General features: G+C 35.8%; 16 protein-coding genes, 1 tRNA gene and 1 pseudogene. 8 read left to right on the top strand and 10 right to left on the bottom strand.

Annotated elements, in window-relative coordinates:
* Positions 1-38: 38 nt before the first annotated feature.
* The 5 genes and pseudogenes from HRT72_11260 to HRT72_11240 all read left to right on the top strand — a co-directional run bounded on the left by HRT72_11260 (position 39) and on the right by HRT72_11240 (position 4,289).
* The gene (locus HRT72_11260; protein NQY68281.1) at positions 39-1,823 is read left to right on the top strand and encodes an SAM-dependent DNA methyltransferase; all 1,785 of its coding nucleotides are present in this window, start codon (positions 39-41) and stop codon (positions 1,821-1,823) included.
* 202 nt (positions 1,824-2,025) lie between these two features.
* Positions 2,026-2,310: a hypothetical protein gene (locus tag HRT72_11255; GenBank protein NQY68280.1), complete on the top strand. Its 285-nt coding sequence runs from the start codon at positions 2,026-2,028 to the stop codon at positions 2,308-2,310.
* A gap of 195 nt (positions 2,311-2,505) precedes the next feature.
* Positions 2,506-2,721: a hypothetical protein gene (locus tag HRT72_11250; protein ID NQY68279.1), complete on the top strand. Its 216-nt coding sequence runs from the start codon at positions 2,506-2,508 to the stop codon at positions 2,719-2,721.
* Positions 2,722-2,726: 5 nt separating this feature from the next.
* Positions 2,727-3,188 (top strand): annotated as a pseudogene (locus tag HRT72_11245) (recombinase family protein).
* Positions 3,093-4,289, top strand: a complete 1,197-nt coding sequence (locus HRT72_11240) for a recombinase family protein (GenBank protein NQY68278.1) — start codon at positions 3,093-3,095, stop codon at positions 4,287-4,289. The pseudogene HRT72_11245 and the gene HRT72_11240 overlap by 96 nt, the downstream one beginning before the upstream one ends.
* Here HRT72_11240 and HRT72_11235 read toward each other — a convergent pair.
* Positions 4,243-4,316: transfer RNA gene (locus HRT72_11235), tRNA-Arg, on the bottom strand. The two genes, HRT72_11240 and HRT72_11235, sit on opposite strands and share 47 nt — an antisense overlap.
* Before the next feature lie 118 nt (positions 4,317-4,434).
* On the opposite strand from HRT72_11235, the gene HRT72_11230 reads away from it, so the two are divergent.
* From HRT72_11230 to HRT72_11220, 3 genes are all read left to right on the top strand, one after another.
* On the top strand, positions 4,435-6,759 hold the full coding sequence (locus HRT72_11230; GenBank protein ID NQY68277.1) for a hypothetical protein: 2,325 nt from the start codon (positions 4,435-4,437) through the stop codon (positions 6,757-6,759).
* A gap of 1 nt (position 6,760) precedes the next feature.
* A complete protein-coding gene (gene recO, locus HRT72_11225; GenBank protein NQY68276.1) occupies positions 6,761-7,483 on the top strand; it encodes a DNA repair protein RecO in 723 nt (240 codons plus the stop codon).
* Between the two features lie 128 nt (positions 7,484-7,611).
* A complete protein-coding gene (locus HRT72_11220; protein ID NQY68275.1) occupies positions 7,612-8,247 on the top strand; it encodes a fused MFS/spermidine synthase in 636 nt (211 codons plus the stop codon).
* Here HRT72_11220 and HRT72_11215 read toward each other — a convergent pair.
* From HRT72_11215 to HRT72_11175, 9 genes are read right to left on the bottom strand one after another with little or no spacing between them, the layout of a single operon-like run.
* On the bottom strand, positions 8,237-9,259 hold the full coding sequence (locus HRT72_11215; protein ID NQY68274.1) for a DUF4837 family protein: 1,023 nt from the start codon (positions 9,257-9,259) through the stop codon (positions 8,237-8,239). The genes HRT72_11220 and HRT72_11215 overlap by 11 nt on opposite strands.
* A 52-nt stretch (positions 9,260-9,311) precedes the next feature.
* The gene (gene tatA / locus HRT72_11210; protein ID NQY68273.1) at positions 9,312-9,488 is read right to left on the bottom strand and encodes a twin-arginine translocase TatA/TatE family subunit; all 177 of its coding nucleotides are present in this window, start codon (positions 9,486-9,488) and stop codon (positions 9,312-9,314) included.
* Positions 9,489-9,537: 49 nt separating this feature from the next.
* Entirely contained in the window at positions 9,538-10,746 is a 1,209-nt protein-coding gene (locus tag HRT72_11205) for a peptidoglycan DD-metalloendopeptidase family protein (GenBank protein ID NQY68272.1), read from the bottom strand.
* A complete protein-coding gene (locus HRT72_11200) occupies positions 10,730-11,536 on the bottom strand; it encodes a DUF4292 domain-containing protein (GenBank protein NQY68271.1) in 807 nt (268 codons plus the stop codon). Before HRT72_11200 ends, HRT72_11205 begins: the two co-directional genes overlap by 17 nt.
* 5 nt (positions 11,537-11,541) lie before the next feature.
* On the bottom strand, positions 11,542-13,257 hold the full coding sequence (locus HRT72_11195; GenBank protein NQY68270.1) for a tetratricopeptide repeat protein: 1,716 nt from the start codon (positions 13,255-13,257) through the stop codon (positions 11,542-11,544).
* Positions 13,258-13,267: 10 nt separating this feature from the next.
* A complete protein-coding gene (gene dut, locus HRT72_11190; GenBank protein ID NQY68269.1) occupies positions 13,268-13,702 on the bottom strand; it encodes a dUTP diphosphatase in 435 nt (144 codons plus the stop codon).
* 14 nt (positions 13,703-13,716) lie between these two features.
* Positions 13,717-15,198 (bottom strand): oligosaccharide flippase family protein, encoded by a 1,482-nt coding sequence (locus HRT72_11185; GenBank protein ID NQY68268.1) that lies wholly within the window; start codon positions 15,196-15,198, stop codon positions 13,717-13,719.
* 22 nt (positions 15,199-15,220) lie between these two features.
* Positions 15,221-16,000: an enoyl-CoA hydratase/isomerase family protein gene (locus HRT72_11180; protein NQY68267.1), complete on the bottom strand. Its 780-nt coding sequence runs from the start codon at positions 15,998-16,000 to the stop codon at positions 15,221-15,223.
* Between the two features lie 54 nt (positions 16,001-16,054).
* Complete coding sequence (locus HRT72_11175) at positions 16,055-19,054, bottom strand: GHKL domain-containing protein (GenBank protein NQY68266.1); 3,000 nt, start codon at positions 19,052-19,054, stop codon at positions 16,055-16,057.
* Positions 19,055-19,106: the final 52 nt, after the last annotated feature.

The following is a 19,106-nucleotide window of genomic DNA, read 5'->3' as shown; positions in this document are numbered from 1 at the left end:
TACATGCTAAGAAAATTAAGAAGGTTAGAAATAGTTACTTGAATAAATTAATAATTCAAGAAGGAGACGATGATCATGATAAGCTTTTAGAATTTGTAAAAATTCAAACAGTAGATTCTTTTGAGCAGTTAATTGAACTCTTTGAATTTGTAATATCACCAGAAGAGAAAATTGTAAACGGAGCGGTATATACTCCAGAATATATTAGAGAATATATAGTAAGGAAATCTTTCGAATCACACGCCCAAGAGATAAGTGATTTGCAAATATGTGATCCCGCTTGTGGTTGTGCTGGATTCTTATATACCACAGCTCAAATATTAAGGGAGGAAACACAATCTTCCTACAAAGAAATTTTCAAGAATCAACTTTTTGGATTGGACACTGAAGAATATTCTGTTGAACGATCAAAATTGCTTTTATTACTTCTTGCAATCTCAGAAGGAGAAGATCTTAAAGTATATGATTTCAATCTTTATAAAGGCAATGCATTGGATTTTAATTGGAGAACGCAAGATGAATCCTTTGAAGGGTTTGATATAGTAGTAGGAAACCCTCCTTATGTTTGTTCGCGGAACATGGTTAAGGAATCTTTAGATTTAGTTAAGAATTGGTCGGTTTCTCAAAGCGGTCACCCTGATTTATATATTCCTTTCTTTCAGCTCGGATATGAAATTTTAAAACCAAAGGGTATCCTTGGCTATATTACGGTGAACACATTTATTAAAAGCGTTAATGGTAGATCTCTAAGAAACTATTTCTCCAGCAATAGAGTAGATATTAAAATCATCAATTTTGGAGGTGAACAGATATTCAAAAATAGAAGTACATATACGTGTATATGCTTTCTGCAAAATTCCATTGGTAGCGTTCGTTACAAAAAAGCTCTATCTGCTGACTTGAATAAATTAAGAGATAACCAATTTATTAGGTTTGACTATGACTCTTTAGCTGATAATGATGGATGGAATTTGGTTGAATCTGTTGATCAAACCAAGTACATCAATAAAATTGAATCTGTAGGAACACCCCTAAAGAATCGATTTGTAACAAGGAACGGGATCGCGACCTTGGCTAATTATATTTACAAGTTTTTTCCTGTTTCAGAAGATGAGAATTATTACACATTAAGAACAAAGGAGGGGAAAGATTATCCAATAGAAAAAGATATTTGTAGAGACATTGCTAATCCTAATAAACTTAGGTCTGAAAAGCAGTTAAAAGAAAATACTGAGAAGATTATTTTTCCGTACGAATCGATGAAGAATGAGTTGATAGTGCTCGATGAAAACACCTTTATTAATAAATATCCTCTTACTTACAAATATTTAAGCGACCATAAAGTAGTGTTAAGGAGACGAGATAAAGGAAATAAGAAATATGAAAAATGGTACGCATATGGTCGAAGACAGTCAATGGACATTAATGCATATAAATTGTTTTTCCCACACATAAGTGAACGTCCTTCATTTACTATTTCTAAAGACAAAGCGCTTCTGTTTTATAGCGGGATTGCCATAGTTTCTGAAAGCTTAAAAGAGCTGAAAGTATTAAAGAGAATTATGGAATCAGATGTATTCTTTGACTACATTAAAAACATGACGAAAGATTATTCGTCTGGTTATATTTCGATGAGCAAAAATTACATCAAAAACTTCGGCATTTGTAAACTATCGAAATTTGAAGAGAACGAACTACTGGAAAGTGATAATCCTGAATTATTGATAAGAAATTATTACGGACTTGATTCTACTAATATGCTGTACACAAATCCTCAATCTGTACTTTCCAAAGTAGCTGAATCAAATATTGGTTACAGATAGGAGAGTTAATTCCTTTTTTAGGTTTCTTAGTCGTTAAATTTCGGAATATCAAATGTTGGAAATTCAAATACGTTAACTAACACAAAACAATAATCCCACTCCATTCCCGTTTAACTTCTACAACCACAGCGGTATTCCTAAATACCTAGAAGATAAGTTTCAATAAATCTCCTCAACGTGGTTTTCTAAAACTGAACAACACATGAGCGAAGAAAAATATTACATAACCATTGAGCGAGCCAAAGTTCAAATTCCCAGATATAAATTTTGGACAATAAGAGATCAACAAGGAATTATAATTTACAGAAGCGATGAGGTTGACGATAGAAGTTTTTCCGACATGCTAGATCAAGTTATCAAAGAAAATGTAGACCCTGAAATCTCTTTTAAATTTGGAACTACTGATAATTCTGCAAGGCATAACACTCCTTATTTTATAAAACTAAATGATGAGATTCCATTGATGACACTAAACAAGTCAGCTTAGCGAAAACAATAATCACTTACATTTCAACGTTATTAATACCATAATGCACCTGATGATTCCACATCGCATTCTCTAACCCGTGCATTGAACAGGACAAAAGGTTGTTCTTCTATTTTTATAATTCCTGACCTTTTAATTTTTTAACCAGCCTTGAATTGGTTTCATAAAACCAGTCAAGACCAAAAATTGAAAAGCATGAAAAAAATAGGAAAAATATCACTTGACCGTTGCAAGTCATTGCTTAACAGGGGTTCAGATAATTATTCTCTAGAAGAATTAAGAAAAATTCGAGATTTTTTGTACTTTATAGCTAGAATTGATATTCAATTATTCTATAAGAAAATGCAGAATAAAGTAGAGCAAAAATCAATTCAAATAGATAATGATATAGAATATGGACAGGCCAGTTAATAGCGATGAATAAAAGAGCGATAATTTACACGAGAGTTTCAACAGACGAACAAGCGGACAAAGGTTACAGCTTACGAGATCAAGAAGAACGGCTCAGGAAATATTGTGAACTGAAAAATATCGCCGTTGTTACTCATTACCAAGATGACCACTCTGCAAAGACATTTGAAAGACCAGCATTTAAAAAGATGGTTGAGTTTATTAAATCAAATAAACGAAATGTAGACCTTTTACTCTTTATCAAATGGGACAGGTTTTCAAGAAACGCTACTCATTCATACGCAATGCTGGATAAATTGAGCGTTCAATTTAACGTAGAATCCCAAGCTATAGAACAACCTTTAGATTTATCAATACCCGAAAACAAAGTTATGTTGGGTTGGTATTTGATACTTCCAGAAGTAGAAAACGACAGGCGTTCCATGAATGTAACAAGTGGCATGAGAAAAGCGCGAAAGGAAGGTCGGTTTCTTGGTGTTGCCCCCAAAGGATATGCGAATAAAAGAGATGACAATAATAAACCCATAATAGTACCCAACGAAAACGCACCGTTTATAGAAAGAGCATTTGAAATGATGGCTTCAGGAGAATGTAGTCAGGTTGATACTCTTAAAGAATTAAAATCGGATGGCTTTAAGTGTAGTAAAAACCAGTTTTCGGTTTTACTCAGAAATTACACCTACATCGGAAAACTCAAAATCCCAGCTTACAAGGAAGAAGAAGAGATTGTTGTTGAAGGAATTCACGAAGCTTTGATATCCGAACCATTGTTCCATAAAGTTCAACAAAATATTAACGGCAAATCAAAGAAAGCTCCACCCGTCTACAAAAAACAGGATGACTTACCTCTAAGAGGAAGTCTAAATTGTGAATGTTGTGGGAGAAAACTAACTGGAAGCGCATCTAAAGGAAACGGAGGCAGGTATTTCTATTATCACTGTACAAAAGGATGTAAAATAAGATATAAAGCAAAAGATTTGAATAGTCAGTTTGAAGAGTTGCTTGGAACATTCACGGCCAGTAAAGAAATCACACAACTGTATTATAAAATCATCAACAATGAGCTAAAAGATAATGGTGCAAGCAAAGGAGCAAAAGTTAGAAAAGTAAATGAGGCCATTGAACTCAATGAGAATAGAATTAGCAAACTTCAAGATGATTTTGCGGACGGAAATATTTCAAGTTCGGATTACAATAGTATGAAGACAAAGTATGAGTATAAACTCAATGAATTGTCCGTTGACAAAGCCGAAATAAACGTTTTGAGCACCGAGTTTGAAGAGTACCTCAAGTTTGGTTGTTCTTTTATCGAAAATTTAGATGTAATCTACTCTGAATCAGATACAAATACCAAACAAAAGATAATTGGTTCGATATTTCCTGAAAACTTAACCTATTCTAAAAACGGATTTCGAACCACTCGAACCAATGAAGCAGTTCTTCTACTTTCAAGTCATAATAGGCAATACGAGGGAAAGCTAAAAGGACAAACTAGTAAAGAAACCAGTTTGTCCTATTCTGTGACCCCGATAGGATTCGAACCTATAATCGCTAGAGCCGAAATCTAGTGCATTATCCAGTTATGCTACGGAGCCATCTTGGAAGCGCAAATATAAAAGATAACAATCGGTTTAGGCTCGTTTGAGCTCAGATTAAACAATATTTCTATTCCTTATTAGTTTAACCAGTTACTTCGATTATTCCTACTTTTATATGGTGAGAGGAAAAGCCCTTATTATACTTCTGTTATTAGCTATCCAATCCTTCGCTCAAGGCGTAGGAATAGACCAGTGGAGAGACCATTTGCCTTTTACAAATACAATCGCAATCGTACATGCAGATGGTATTATTTACGGTGCCACTTCATCTGGAATGTTCAGTTATAACCTGGATGATAACTCAATCGAAACGTATTCGAAAGCTAATATTCTATCAGATGTTGGTATCACAGCACTTCGCTATAACGAATTTGACGGATCACTATTTATCACATACGAAAATGCCAATGTAGATATCCTAAAAGGAAATGAGGTATACAACATACCCGATATCAAACTTAAAAATATGATCGGCAATAAGACCATCAACGATGTGCATTTCATTGAGAACCTGGCCTATCTCGCTTGCGGATTTGGAATAGTGGTTATCGATATCGAACGAAAAGAAATTAAAGACACTTATTATATCGGAGAAAACGGAACTCAAATAAACGTTAACGATATCTCATCAGATGGTCAAAGTATTTATGCCGCAACCGATATTGGTTTTTATGAAGCATCACTTACAAGTTCAAACCTAGCCGATTTCTCTTTTTGGGAGCTTGATATAGCTTTACCAGAAGGAAAGTATTCGGAAGTAGAATATTTTAATAACGAAATTATTGCCGTTTTTTACCACAATAGAGTACCTGGTAATACAGACATGGATACCGTTTACGTTTATAACGGCGTAACCTGGGATCTTTTCTTCGATTCCACATTTTATCCTGTTAATGATATTTATGCCAACGATGAATCTATAACTATAGTTAGAGCAAACAATCTAAGCGTATATGGTGTAGACAAAGTTAGATTCAAGTATATATACAAATGGTACGAGAGTAATATTAAGATAAATACTGCTTTATATCTTCCCGATAATAACTATTGGATGGCTACAAAATATAGCGGAATACTCTACCAAAATTCAGAAAATGAAACAATACAAATTCGACCGAATGGCCCTGCCGATTTTAAGGCAATATCATTAACAAACGGAGGAAACAACGACATTTGGGTAGCCCCAGGAGGGTACAATACTGCATTAAACCCCATTAACACTAAAGGAAATATCTACCATTTTGAAAATGAAAAATGGTCGGAGTTCGGCAGTATAGAGCATCTAGATACTTTAAAAGATATCATCTCCATTACCGTAGACCCAAACAATAACGATAAAATTTATGCCAGCAGCTGGAATAGAGGATTGGTGGAAATTGAAGGCAAAGAAATTACCAACGTTTATTGGGATCCAAATAGCACTATTAGTAATCAGCAAGCTGCACCCGATTTCCAATCAATCCGATGTGGAGGTAGTGCCTTTGATGCGGAAGGAAATATATGGGTTTCGAATGCTCTGGTTTCGAATAATCTATGTGTTAAAACTGCCGATAATCAATGGTATTCGTTTTCGTTCGGAACATTAACGTCTACCACAACAGAGGCAATAGATATCATTGTTACAAGTAACGATCAGAAGTGGATTCTACTCCCAAAAAACGGAGGAATACTCGTGTACGACCACAACGGTACAATCGATAATGTAAGCGACGATAACTATACTAAACTAACCACAGCGGCTGGTTCAGGAAACCTACCCTCTAACGACGTTGTTTGCTTAGCGGAAGATCACGACGGCGAAATATGGGTAGGAACCAACAGTGGAGTGGGTGTGTTTTATTCACCCACTTTAATATTTGAAGGTCAAGATTATGACTCACAACAAATACTAATAGAGCGAGATGATTTTACTGAATACCTTCTTGAAAACGAACGAGTAACAACAATTACAATTGACGGTGGCAATCGCAAATGGATAGGTACACAAAACTCTGGTGTATATCTGCTATCCGAATCAGGATCAACAGAAATCAAGCACTTCGAATCCAGTAATAGTCCACTTCTTTCAAATACAATATTGGATATAGCAATAAATACGGATGGTGAAGTATTCATTGCAACGGATAAAGGAATTGTGTCTTACAGAAGCGGTTCTTCTACACCAGCACCGACATACGAAAGTGTCTTTGCTTTCCCAAATCCAGTTAACGAATCACACACTGGCGATATCGCAATTACTGGACTGGTTTCAAATACCATCTTTAAAGTAACAAACATTAGTGGCGAACTTATTTACCAAGCGGAAGCGGAAGGAGGCATGGGTGTATGGAACGGAAAAACCTATAATGGCGAAAGAGTAAGTACCGGTGTCTATTTGGTATTTGCCACTAAATCAGATGGTAGCATGTCGATTGCGACCAAGATACTCGTTATCAAATAAGATGCTTTATAATACCAGAGGCCTTGCAATTAAATACATCAAATATTCTGAATCGAGCGTAATAGCCACGATCTATACAGAGCTCTTCGGTATGCAGTCTTATTTTATTAATGGAGTAAGAACCCAAAAAGCCAAGATTAAAATCAATGCCTTACAGCCACTTTCTATATTAGACTTGGTTGTATATCACAAAGACAAAAAAAAACTCAACCGAATAAAAGAGCTAAGACTTAACCCCTTTCTCTCTATCCCAAATAGTATTTACAAGACATCGCTCACCTTATTCTTAGCAGAGATTATCCAAAAATCTATTAAGGAAGAAGAGCCAAACTCCAATCTTTTTGAATTTCTCATTGGCTCAATGCGATATCTAGATATGCAGGAAAGTTCATTTTCAAATTTTCACATCTTGTTTCTTGTCAAGCTTACCAGGTTCTTAGGCTTTTACCCACAGGTTAGTTCAACCAACCAAAACAACTTCTTTGACATGGAGAATGGCATATTCTTGGCTAAAAAAGAAGAACACTCTCATTTTATGAATTTGGAAGAATCAAGTCTCCTCAGCCTATTGCTTACTACTAGCTACGATAACCAAGATAAGCTGAAAATAGAGACCTTTAAGCGCAAAGCATTTCTTCTAAAGATGATCGATTATTATACTGTACACCTCTCTTTCTCGCAAGAAATTGTATCGCATAAAATATTAGAGGAGGCCCTGTATTAAAGCGATGATTATTGACTTCTCTCTTCAAATAAACAGAATGCTAGTACTTCGGGGATCTAAATAATAATTAAACTTAATCCGTTCGATCTATAGAAAACATTATTTTTGTTTCAAATCAAACTGACAGCATGCAAAAATCTACATCTTACATCGTATTACTATATGTAATTGGATTTATAGAAGGAGGGTCGTTAATGGCTTGTGAAATATTAGGACCTAAATTAATCGCTCCATTTTTTGGTACGTCGTTATATGTTTGGACTTCTGTTTTAGGTATTACACTTGGCGCTATGACAGCCGGTTATTGGGTAGGAGGTAATATTTCTGAGAAACACCCAACTAACAAAACTTTGTTCTATGCAATATGTACTTCAGCTGTTTTGATGCTTCTTATGCCTTTTATAGCACGAGGAGTTATGGGTATAACGATTAACACAATGGGAATTATTAGTGGTCCTTTCTTTTCTTCATTGATATTCTTATTCCCACCTATTTTCGTTTTTGGAACGGTATCTCCATTGGTAATTCAGTTGGCATCGAAAAATATTGAGAACGCAGGAAAAGTTGCCGGAACAGTTTATGGAATCTCTACTTTAGGTGGTATACTTGGTTTGGGAATTACAGGCCTTTATATGATTCCTGAGATTGGATTAAAAATGACTTGTGTAATTTTCGGTTGTATCTTATTTGTTTCAGCTGGTATCTTTATGGTACTAACCAAAAACATGAGCGAAGATAAAGTTGAAGCCCCTGCTAATTCGTAAGCTTCATCGTCTTCAAAATAGCTTCCATCTCCAATAAAAATCCCCTCTTATCGAATCCAGGAGCATAGATGTAAGAATCTAATACGATCACTCTGGCGTTCTCTTGATCAACTATGAAATACGTTAAGAATGGTCCACCCATAAAATCATTCTCCATTTTCCAAAGCCCTCTAACCTCGTAAGCTATATTTCCGAGGTATTTAATTTCACGAACATCCGGAACATAGCCTTTATAAGTTTTCATGTAAGAATTAGGTGTAGAACCTATTATATGCTTTCCGATTATACCATCTCTCAAAGAAAACATATCACTTTCTAAATTCGCCTTCCCTTCAAAAGGTAATTCGTAAAGCATAATTCCCAAACTTATTTGATGTACATGGCCACCTTTCGTTCTTTGTCTCTCAGCCTTACACCACATAAAACCTAGGGTGTCTTTAACAATCTTAAAGCCATCTGTTATTCGAATAGAAGTACTAAACTTTTCATTTACCCTTTCCGATATTTCTTCCGATAATCCCTGCTTTTGTCTTTTTTGCAGCCCTCTAATTTCATTCTGTTTAAAGCTCAGAAGAATTTCATCTCGGTTTTCTAAGAGTACATCTTCAAATTCTTCGATAGGAAGTTTCTTTATCTGAACTACGACCTGATCGGCAGCCCAAACGTCCCTCTTAAAAGCCATATTAGATATGCTCCCGGTATCTTTACCATCAATGTATATGATATTCTTATAATGCAGTAAAAGGCTTTTAAACTTCTCCTTAGGGACATTTTTAAACTTGTACTCTGCTTCAGCCTGATTAGAACCATAAAGAGGCACTGCTAGTACTTCTCGGAATATGTTCCCTATGTCGCCATTCCAATCGAAATCGCTCACAACAACCAATACACCACCAATGTCCCCAGCAGATTGCGGCAGCGTTCTTTTTTCATCGTCCTCATTACAAGCAATAAAGCTTATCGCAATAAAGAAATAAATAAAATAAAATTGAATTCTGTTTAACACGAGCATGTTAAACTAACGTTGAATTTGTAGAAATAGTGAATCAGAGTGAAGATTGGAATTAGCTAATCTCTTTGCTATCCGTATCATCCTTAGAAGCATCTTTAAATTCTTTCATCCCTTTACCCAGTCCTTTCATCAATTCTGGGATTTTCTTTCCTCCGAATAACAATAGAATGATAACAAGGATGATAATAATCTCTGTTGGTCCTGGGCTAAAAAGTAAATGTATAGACATCTTTAAAGTATTATAGATTAAGCCAAAGTTAAGGATTCTTTTGCTTTAACTAGTTTTTTACTAGCCATAACTGAGGATCAAGCTTAGCGAAACCATTCTTACTCATCCTCCAAAGTTCGAAATGAACCTCTGTTTTCTTCTTCGCTTCGTCGGTCAATACATAACCGATCTCTTCAGATGTGGCTAATTTATCGCCGACGTTAACCAGCGTCTCTTTAAGGTTTGTATAAACGGTGTAATACACACCATGTTTAACAATAACCACTTTCCCTATTCCACTAATCCCAGTTACTTTAGTTACCTCACCAGCAAAAATACATCTAACGGTAGAACCTGCCTTCGTTGCAATATCTATCCCATTATTCTTTATCATAATACTTGACAAAACTGGATGCGGCTGTTCGCCAAAAGGAGTGGCTACATAGTGATAAGTAACGGGCCAAGGGAACTTCCTTTTGTTCGACTCAAAGTTTGCTGAAACCATTTTAACTTCTTCGGATACTCTGAATTTTCCTTTTTCTATTGCAGCTATCGCTTTCTGTTCCGCAATCATTATTTCCTCAATAGCCCTGAACAGTGCCTTCTTTTCTTTCTCTTTCGCAAGAAGTTCATTCTTTAGATCCTTCTCTTTGTTTTGCAACTTTTTCAGAGCGCTTTCTTGATCTTTTTTCTCCCTATCTAACACCGATCGCTCGCTTTTCATTCCGTTAAGAACATGTTTTTTCCCTTTCTGTTTTTCACCTAGATCAGCTATTTTCTTTTCAATATCAATTTGGGTTTTCTGAATAATCGCTGCCTGCTTTTGTCTATAGCTAGAAATTTGTTGCAGGTACTTCATACGTTGATAGGCTTGCGTAAAATCATCTGAAGAGAAGATGTACATCAACTTAGAATGAGCACTTCTGTTCTTGTATGCATAGTAGATCATCTTCGCGTATTCTGTGCGAAGATTAACTAAATCCACTTCCATAGAAGAAACAATCTCTTTGTTCTCTTTTATCTGAGAATCGAATTTGTTTACCTCTTTCCTGTAGTTTCGGATAAGCGATTCACGCAACCTTACCTTTCGCTTAATGGCCTTAAGCTGATCCATTGAATTACCTTCCTCAACTTGAAGATCCTTCATATACTCTTCTATCTTATTTATCTCTTTCTTTAGTTCTACCGTTTTATTCTGCAGTTCTTTCTTGCTTTGGGAAAAGACAAGATTCCCGCATAAAATGAAACCAACAACTAAAATTCTAATTAACCGGTTCATACTTTTCTGGAATAGTAAATGAATAGGTTAAGGTTTTGGTCATATTTATCTTAGAGTAATTCCATTTTACAGTTACGGGCTCTTCTAATTCTATCTGAAGCTTACCTTCCTTTGCAAATTTTTGTCCCTCTACGTCTTCAAAATCAGAGTAGGTGACTTTCGAAAAAGCATCATTTTCGAGCATTTTAAGGCCTTGCTCAACAACTTTAAAATCTTGATTTATCCAGAATGCTTGAATCAACATATTTGCGAATTGCTTTTTCTCTTTCAGTTTTACAAACCTCTTCTTATTAATGTTCGCCAAATAGTAGTGCCCTTTATCTACAGCTGATTTATACTTATTCTTAGAATCAACGAAGTATGGATTACCTGATAAAAGAGACTGTACAAAATCAAAATTTATATCCAAACCAAAGTTCTTTTTAAGGTAATCGTAAGAACCAACGAAGAACTGAGACTCTGCTCTGTTAATTAGTTTTAAGGTATCCTTCAGAATTACCACTCTCACCACTTCTAGCATTCCGATTCGAATCGAGATCCAAATAATGCTATCCCGTTTCGTTTTAAGCATTGCCTTAAAGGCTTTTGAATCGTCACCATCTTCATACCTAACCGACAGCTTGGCACTCATCTCATTGAATTCAAATCGCTCCTTAATTAGCTTTTGAAACATTAGCTCTGGTCTAAGCTGGTTCCTAACTTCAGAAGTCGCTTGCTTTGAGCTACCACAAGAGCCAAGACCTGCACACAGAAATACAACAGAAATTAGATGAACGATGTAATTTCTCATCTCCGCTATTCCACTAGATCCTTCTTCAGGATCTTTTCATCCAACAACTCCGACCCTTCACCCAACGATTTAGCCTTAATCCAATTCTCAATAGCCAATTCTTTATTTCCCTTTCTAAACTGTGCATCTGCCAAATGCTCGACGATAATTGCATTCTTAGAACCTCCACTTTCCATGGCTTTTTTCAACCATATTATGGCACCGTCATAATCTTTCATCTTATACAATATCCATCCATAGGTATCCAAATAAGAAGCATTGGCACTATCCATATCGTTCGATTTTTTTGACATTGTTTTTGCCTTCTCCAATTTATCTTCTCTCAAAGAAAGATAATAACTGTAGTTGTTTAGAACATGAATATTGTTTGAATCCAATTCTAATACTTTATCGAAAGCCTTATCCGATTCCTCGAAATTTCTTGTCTCGTTATAAGCATCACCCAAGGAAGAACTTATATGCAACAATGTGTTCATCTGATCGGTTACCATATCTCTACCTGTGGTCAGAATATTAATTGCCTCTTCATATCTTTTATATTCAAGTTGACCAAGTCCATTAAATAAATAGAAGATTGGGATAGAAGGAAAAAGCTCAATAGCCGCTTCGCTCTCCTCTATAAGCGCGACAGAATCCCTAAGAGCAGAATTAATAATCAAAACTTGACGCCAAATAAGGTGTAGAGCTGGCTCCAGTTCAACCGCCAATCGGTATTTTTCTCGAGCATCCTCGAGTCTCTCATCTCTATTTAAAAAATCTGCATAAAGAGAAAACGCTTTAGATTCTTTCGGATGTGCTTCAATCAATAAATCAAGTAACGAATAAGCCTCCTCTAATAGGCTAGTGTCTTTTTCGGTGGTCTGATAATAATAGATCATTATTCCAACCTTTGTTTCGAGATCTATTTGAGCAATCTTAAAAGCCATTTTTAGTTCCGAGATAGCTTTTTCATTATCTCCTTTAGTGCGATGAAAATCATAAAGGAATAAATGAACGAACGCATTATCCGGATCTATTACTAAAAGTTCGTCCATAACTTCCATGGCCTTATCTGGCATGTTATTCGCCCTATATAATTCCGAAAGAAGCTCATAATATTCCGGTTTACTTGGATCCGACTTTATCAGTTTTCGGATTTCTTCAACCGCCTTGTCCATCTTATCCATCTTCAAGTAAATACGCTCCTTCTGAATGGACAATTCTTCATTAACACCCATAATTTCTTCTAACTTATCGTAGACTTCTAAAGCATTCTTAAGCTTATTGGCGTTTAAATAAACGGTGGCCCAATCAAAGTAATAATCTATGTAGTTTGGATAATCTTCTACCAGTTTTTTAAAGACGGCGGCAGATTCTTTGTAATGTTTTGTCTTCAAGTAAATGTCTGCAAGAAATAATCTGTACCAGATATTTTCAGGATCCAATTTGTAAGCCAGAATAGAATGATGTAGTGCTTTGCTGTAATTGTTGTTTAAAAAATAAATACTCGCCAACTCGTAATGTGGTGCAGGTTCATTCTTATTAATGGCCACACAGTTCTGAAAAAGCTCTTCCGCTTTTAATAGGTTTCCCAATACCTTTTCCTTGCTCGCTTCAAAATAAGAGTATCGAAAACTGGTTACGTCTGTACCATCTCCATTCTTCTCTGCTTTTTCAGCATATGCCGATAAGCCAACTAAAGATAGAATGGTAATTAATAAAACGTATTTAATTTTCTTCAACTTGTAGTGTTTAGTTTTTTCCTGTGTGCCCAAATCCTCCAGCTCCTCTTTCGCTAGATTCCAATTCTTCTACTTCCACCCATTCAGCTTGTTCATGTTTTGCTATAACCATTTGAGCTATTCGCTCACCATCGTTAATTACAAATGGATCGTTCGACAAATTGACTAGAATAACTTTTATCTCTCCTCTATAATCTGCATCAATTGTGCCAGGCGAATTTAATACTGTTACGCCCTGTTTAGCAGCCAAGCCGCTTCTTGGTCTCACTTGCGCCTCAAAACCAGCAGGAAGCTCAATAAAAAGGCCCGTTGGTACCATCGCTCTTTCAAGAGGCTTTAGCTCTATTGGCGATTCCAATTCGGCTCTTAAATCCACACCCGCAGATTGTTCTGTACCATACCTCGGCAAATCGTGCTTTGATCGGTTGATTATTTTAACGTTCATCTTTGAAATAAATGTTATTGATTAAGAATAATTCCTTTAGGTCTCTCTATTTTATAAACTACAAACGCATAGCTTGTTAAAACCACGCCTTTGCCAATATATTGGACAATTCCTGTTCCAAAATTAAGTACAGAATCTATATAAACGAGTAATACAGCTAATGAGATATAAACAATAATTTTGGACAAATTATATGGAATTTTATTTATTCGTTGACCCATTATATAGGAAACTGCAGTCATAGAAAAGTAACAGATTAACGTTGTCCAAGCGCCCCCTATTGCCCCATAAATAGGAATGAGATATAAGTTAAGACCAATAGTAATTACTGTTCCTAAAACCCCAAAGTAAATAGCATACTGTGTTCTATCGGTTGTCTTATACCAAACAGATAAATTATAATATATCCCTATAAACAGATTAGCTAGTAACAATATTGGAACTACCTCAACACCCGATCTAAAATCTTCACCTATAAAATACATCACTATATCTATGTTAAACATAATGGCCATGTATATGAAAGTACAAGCAATAACGAAATAGGTAAGTACATCCGAAAACAATTGTTTGGAATCCTTTTCCTTATAATTCGAGAAGAAAAATGGTTCAGCCGCATATTTAAAGGCCTGCACAAACAAGGTCATTAATACCGCTACTTTTATACAGGCACCAAAAACACCTAGATCGGCCATGGCACCATCTCCTGGCAAATCCACTAAGAATTTAAATGCAATCCTAGAAAAGAAATCATTCAAGAAAACTACAGCCCCAGCCAACATTAATGGGAATCCATAAATCAACATTTTTACAATTAGATCCTTAGCTATGTTTAATCGGAACGTTAGCATCTGAGGAGATAGTAGAACAAACTTAAATACGCTAGAGATTAAATTGGCGATGAATATATACCCTACTCCGACACTCGGATTGTAGGCAAACTTTACGAGTGCGTTTGATTGCTCTCCGAATTCGTTGTAATGATTCTTGCAGTAGTACAGGAAGAATACGTTGAGCGAAATATTGATCAATATATTCAACACGTTAACTACCATAAACCTTCTTGCTCTATTCTGCTGTCTCAGTTTTGCAAGCGGGATAGACGAAATAGCATCCAAACCAATTATCAAAGCAAACCAGATTACGTACTCCATAGAGTCGGGATACCTCATCGCAACCGCAATATGCTCGGTAAAAAGGCCACAAAACGCCATAAATAAAAACGAGAAAAGGGCTACAACTAATAAGGAAGTGCTAAATACTTTCTCCTTATCTGGATCCTCAGCTGAATGTCTAAAGAACGAGGTTTCCATTCCAAATGTGAGTATCACGATAAGAACAGCAACGTAAGAATACAATTCGGTAACAATACCATACTCCGCTTTGGTAAAAATTCGGGTATACCACGGAACAAGTAAAAAATTAAGTAGACGAGCAATGATACTACTAAGGCCATAAATGGCTGTTTGACCTACGAGTTTTTTTAATTGGCTCAACTTATTGAATTATTAATCGCTTTTAGTTTTTGTAAAAATCTGGTTTCCTTTTTTCTAAGAAAGCCGTTGTACCTTCTATGAAATCTCCCGTATTAAAACTTTCACTAAAATTTTTAATCTCTTCTTTATAGCCGTTTACATCATAATCGTACCCAGCTATAATGCTCTTAATCGTTTTACTAACCGCCATTGGAGATTTCGATATAATCCGTTTTAAGATACTTGAGGAAAATGAAATCACCTCATTTAATGGTACAACATGGTTCGCTAATCCAATCGAATGCGCAGTTTTCGCATCAATCATATCTCCAGTAAGTAAAAGCTCTAAAGCTTTCCCTTTACCCACAAGATGAGGCATTCTTTGTGTACCTCCATAACCCGGAACTATACCCAAGTTTACTTCCGGCTGACCAAACATTGCATTATCAGAAGCGATCCTAATATGACACGCCATAGCCAATTCGCATCCTCCGCCTAAGGCGAAACCATTTACTGCTGCAATTACCGCTTTGGGACTTCTCTCAATTCGATCAAAAAGAAACTGACCTTTCTCAGCTAAGTCTTTTCCCTGGCTTGCATTAAAATCTTGAAATTCTGAAATGTCAGCACCAGCTACAAAAGCCTTTTCACCGCTACCTGTAATAATCACTCCTTTAACTTCCGCCTCGTTATAAACTCGATCCATAGCAGCACTCAACTCATTAAGTGTTTGCTGATTCAGAGCATTAAGCTTTTCGGGACGATTTATTACTATGGTGAGTATCCCGCTTTCGAGGGTTGATATCGTATTCTGATTTTCCATAGGAGCAATAGGAATGGTGCGTAAACAAAGTTAGAATAATTTGAACTACTCCACCTATTTACCTCCGCCAGAAGGAAGGGAAATAAAGAACGAAGTCCCTTTACCAATTTCCGATTCAAAGTGAATTGTTCCACCGGCTGTTTCTATAATATTTTTAACCATTGTAAGCCCTAAGCCCATACCGCTACTTTTTGTGGTAAAATTCGGAACGAATATTTGATCTCTTTCATTTTCAGAAATACCACTGCCATTGTCCTTTAATTCAATCCTAATTTTTGATTTCACTTTTGTTAATATAACCTCTACCAAATTATTCTCTTCTTCTATAAACGATTGAATAGAGTTTTTAATCAAATTATTAAACACCCTATTTAACTGATCCTTATCCGCTACTACCCAATACTCATCTTGATCTGAGCTATTAAATTCAAATCGAACATTCTCAGTTTCTTTGAATAGGTAAAGCACATCCGAAAGGACCTCCTTAATATTCAATTCCTTGTTTATAGCTGATGGCATTTGAGCAAAATTGGAGAATTCACTTGCTATTCCAGAAAGAGTATCGATCTGTTCAATCATACTTTTCGAGAACTTCTGTAACTGGTTTTCCCAGTCATCACCCTTATCATTCCAAACTCTCTGTAATTGCTGCACATTCAATTTCATTGGAGTAAGTGGGTTTTTAATTTCGTGTGCCACTTGTTTTGCCATATCTCGCCAAGCAGATTCCCTCTCTGATTTAGCCAATAAACTTGCACTATGACCCAACTCCAAGATCATTCTATTATACTCACTTATTAAACTACCTATTTCGTCATCGCCTTGCCAAACAATCTCTTCGTTCGATTTGCCCAATTGTATACCCATCATTTTTTCTTTTAGCAGTCTAAGTGGATTAGAGACTGTATTAGATACCAAAATGGAGATCAAAATAGAAAGCATGAGAAGCAAAATATATACGTTCAGCAGCGTGGCTAAAAAGTTAGAAATCTCACTTTCTAATGTATCGTGCTTCAAGAAGTAGGGGAGGTTAACAAATGCTTTTGGCTCATTATTTTCACCAAGAATAGGCGTGTAGCTCGACAAATAACTTAGGCCTCCAATCTGCTCCTCTTGGAAATAATCGTTTTTATAATGCAGCACCATATTATGCATCGCATTCGTATTCATCTTATCAGAGACAAAGCCCTCATCAAAAATCTCTTTCCTAGAAGTACCCAATAAATTACCCTCTTTATTAAACAGGCTAATGTCGCTAAAGAATACATCTGCTCTCCTAATCAATACCTTTTCAATAAACTCCGGATCCATACCACTATATGTTTTCGGATAATCTAAATGCTCTTCCAACTCTATAATTATAGAAGACATTTTTTCAGACAAACTTTTGATATTCTTATTCCTAAACTGATCTTTCAAATAGTAAATAGACGTGCTTGCCACAATTAGTACTGTTGCAAACGACATAAAAATGAGGATAAACAGAATCCTGTTTTTAAAGTTTAACCGAAATGGATTCTCCCCTTTTAAGAGCTTATCCAAGCCCAGGCATATCAGTAAAACTATTGCCGAGAAAGCAAAGAGATAAGACAACGTTGTAAATGGCCTAAGCCTTCTGTCTGTTTTCTTGCTTAGGACAATCAAATTATTCGCATTCGATCTATATACATAATGATTATAACCCTCGCTATCTACATATTCCTTCTTCTTGTTCGGATCAATAAAATCGTCTGGCACTAAACCATATGGGAAATCGCCACTATGCGCAACCAACTGATCGTTCTTATACTTGGCATATGTGTAGGAACCTATGTCCGTTTTTACTTTCCCATTCAGAAGTAATTCCGGAAAACCAACATTCGTTTTGATGTACTTAGAATTTAACTCTATAAACAATACTGGAATAGCACCCAAGGTATCTGCAGAATCATCAAACTCAATTAAAGCACAATAACTTGTTCTGCCAGAAGAATTATCGTGGAGATAAAATTGGTCCGTTATCCTCTCGCTCATCCCAATAATACTATCCTTGAAAAACTCTAGACAGGGTACTTCTGTATTGTTGTGCAATAGCATTAGTGCCTCGTTCGGATAGCATAATGTAATTTCCATCTCATACCTAGATAAGAGTTCAAAGAAAAAATTCTCGCTGAGGTAATAATCCATATCTACAGTCTTGCACTCTCCGGAAGCGAGTTCTGTCATCAAGAACTTATCCTCAATCAGTTTTCTACCTATCTCTCTTAACTTATATTCTGTTATGGGATCTTTCTCTACAGCAAGTTTTTTTGCCAGCCGTTCTCTGCCTGAATGCTCTTTATTCTTCGTGTATTTTAATAAGGTATGAGAAGAAAACAACCCGAATAAAAACAGAAGAACGATAACGTTATACAGACTATACTTTGATTTACTATTTGAACGGAAATAATAAATAGTGCCAATAATTGGAACGCACCAAAAAACCAAAATCAAATCTCTATACCCATAGAAATGATGCAACCCTAAATGAACTCCAAGAGCAAGTACGCTGCCCTGTATCAAAACTTTTTCAGATAAGTTGAGCTCATTAATCTTGCGAATAATGCGGTCGCACAGAAGGAAAAAAGAAAAGTTTAATAGTGCTACTCCTGTTAAGCCTAGAATGCTGTATTCATTAATATCAGTAAAATTGGATATATCAAAAGAGATATTGGAGTCGATTATAAGACTAATAAACAAATCCGAAATGAACCATGAAAAGGCAAGTAGGATTAGAAAAAACAAAGAAATACGCAGTAAGCCAGATTGTGTTGAAGCACTTGAATTGACTGGAGACTCGAATCTTCTATTGAATACCAAAAAAGAGCCATAGACTATTAATATTGAATTTAATATGAAGTCACCCAAAGATGGGAACCAAAAGCTAAAACCATAAAGCCGGGGATGAAAAATCTCTAAATCAAACAAACTTCCAGGGAAACGAAACTCAATAAGTATATATCTTAATAGAAGTGATAGACTGAAGAAAGTAGCGATTGCAAGACCTTCACTATACTTAGCAATATTCTTGCTCAAGCTTTTTACAAATAGTATATAACATATGAGTAGGCCTAGGAAGCTAAAAAGA

It is taken from the genome of Flavobacteriales bacterium, from assembly GCA_013214975.1.
Lineage (GTDB): Bacteria > Bacteroidota > Bacteroidia > DT-38 > DT-38 > DT-38.
This window is presented reverse-complemented; position numbering and strand designations above follow the sequence as displayed.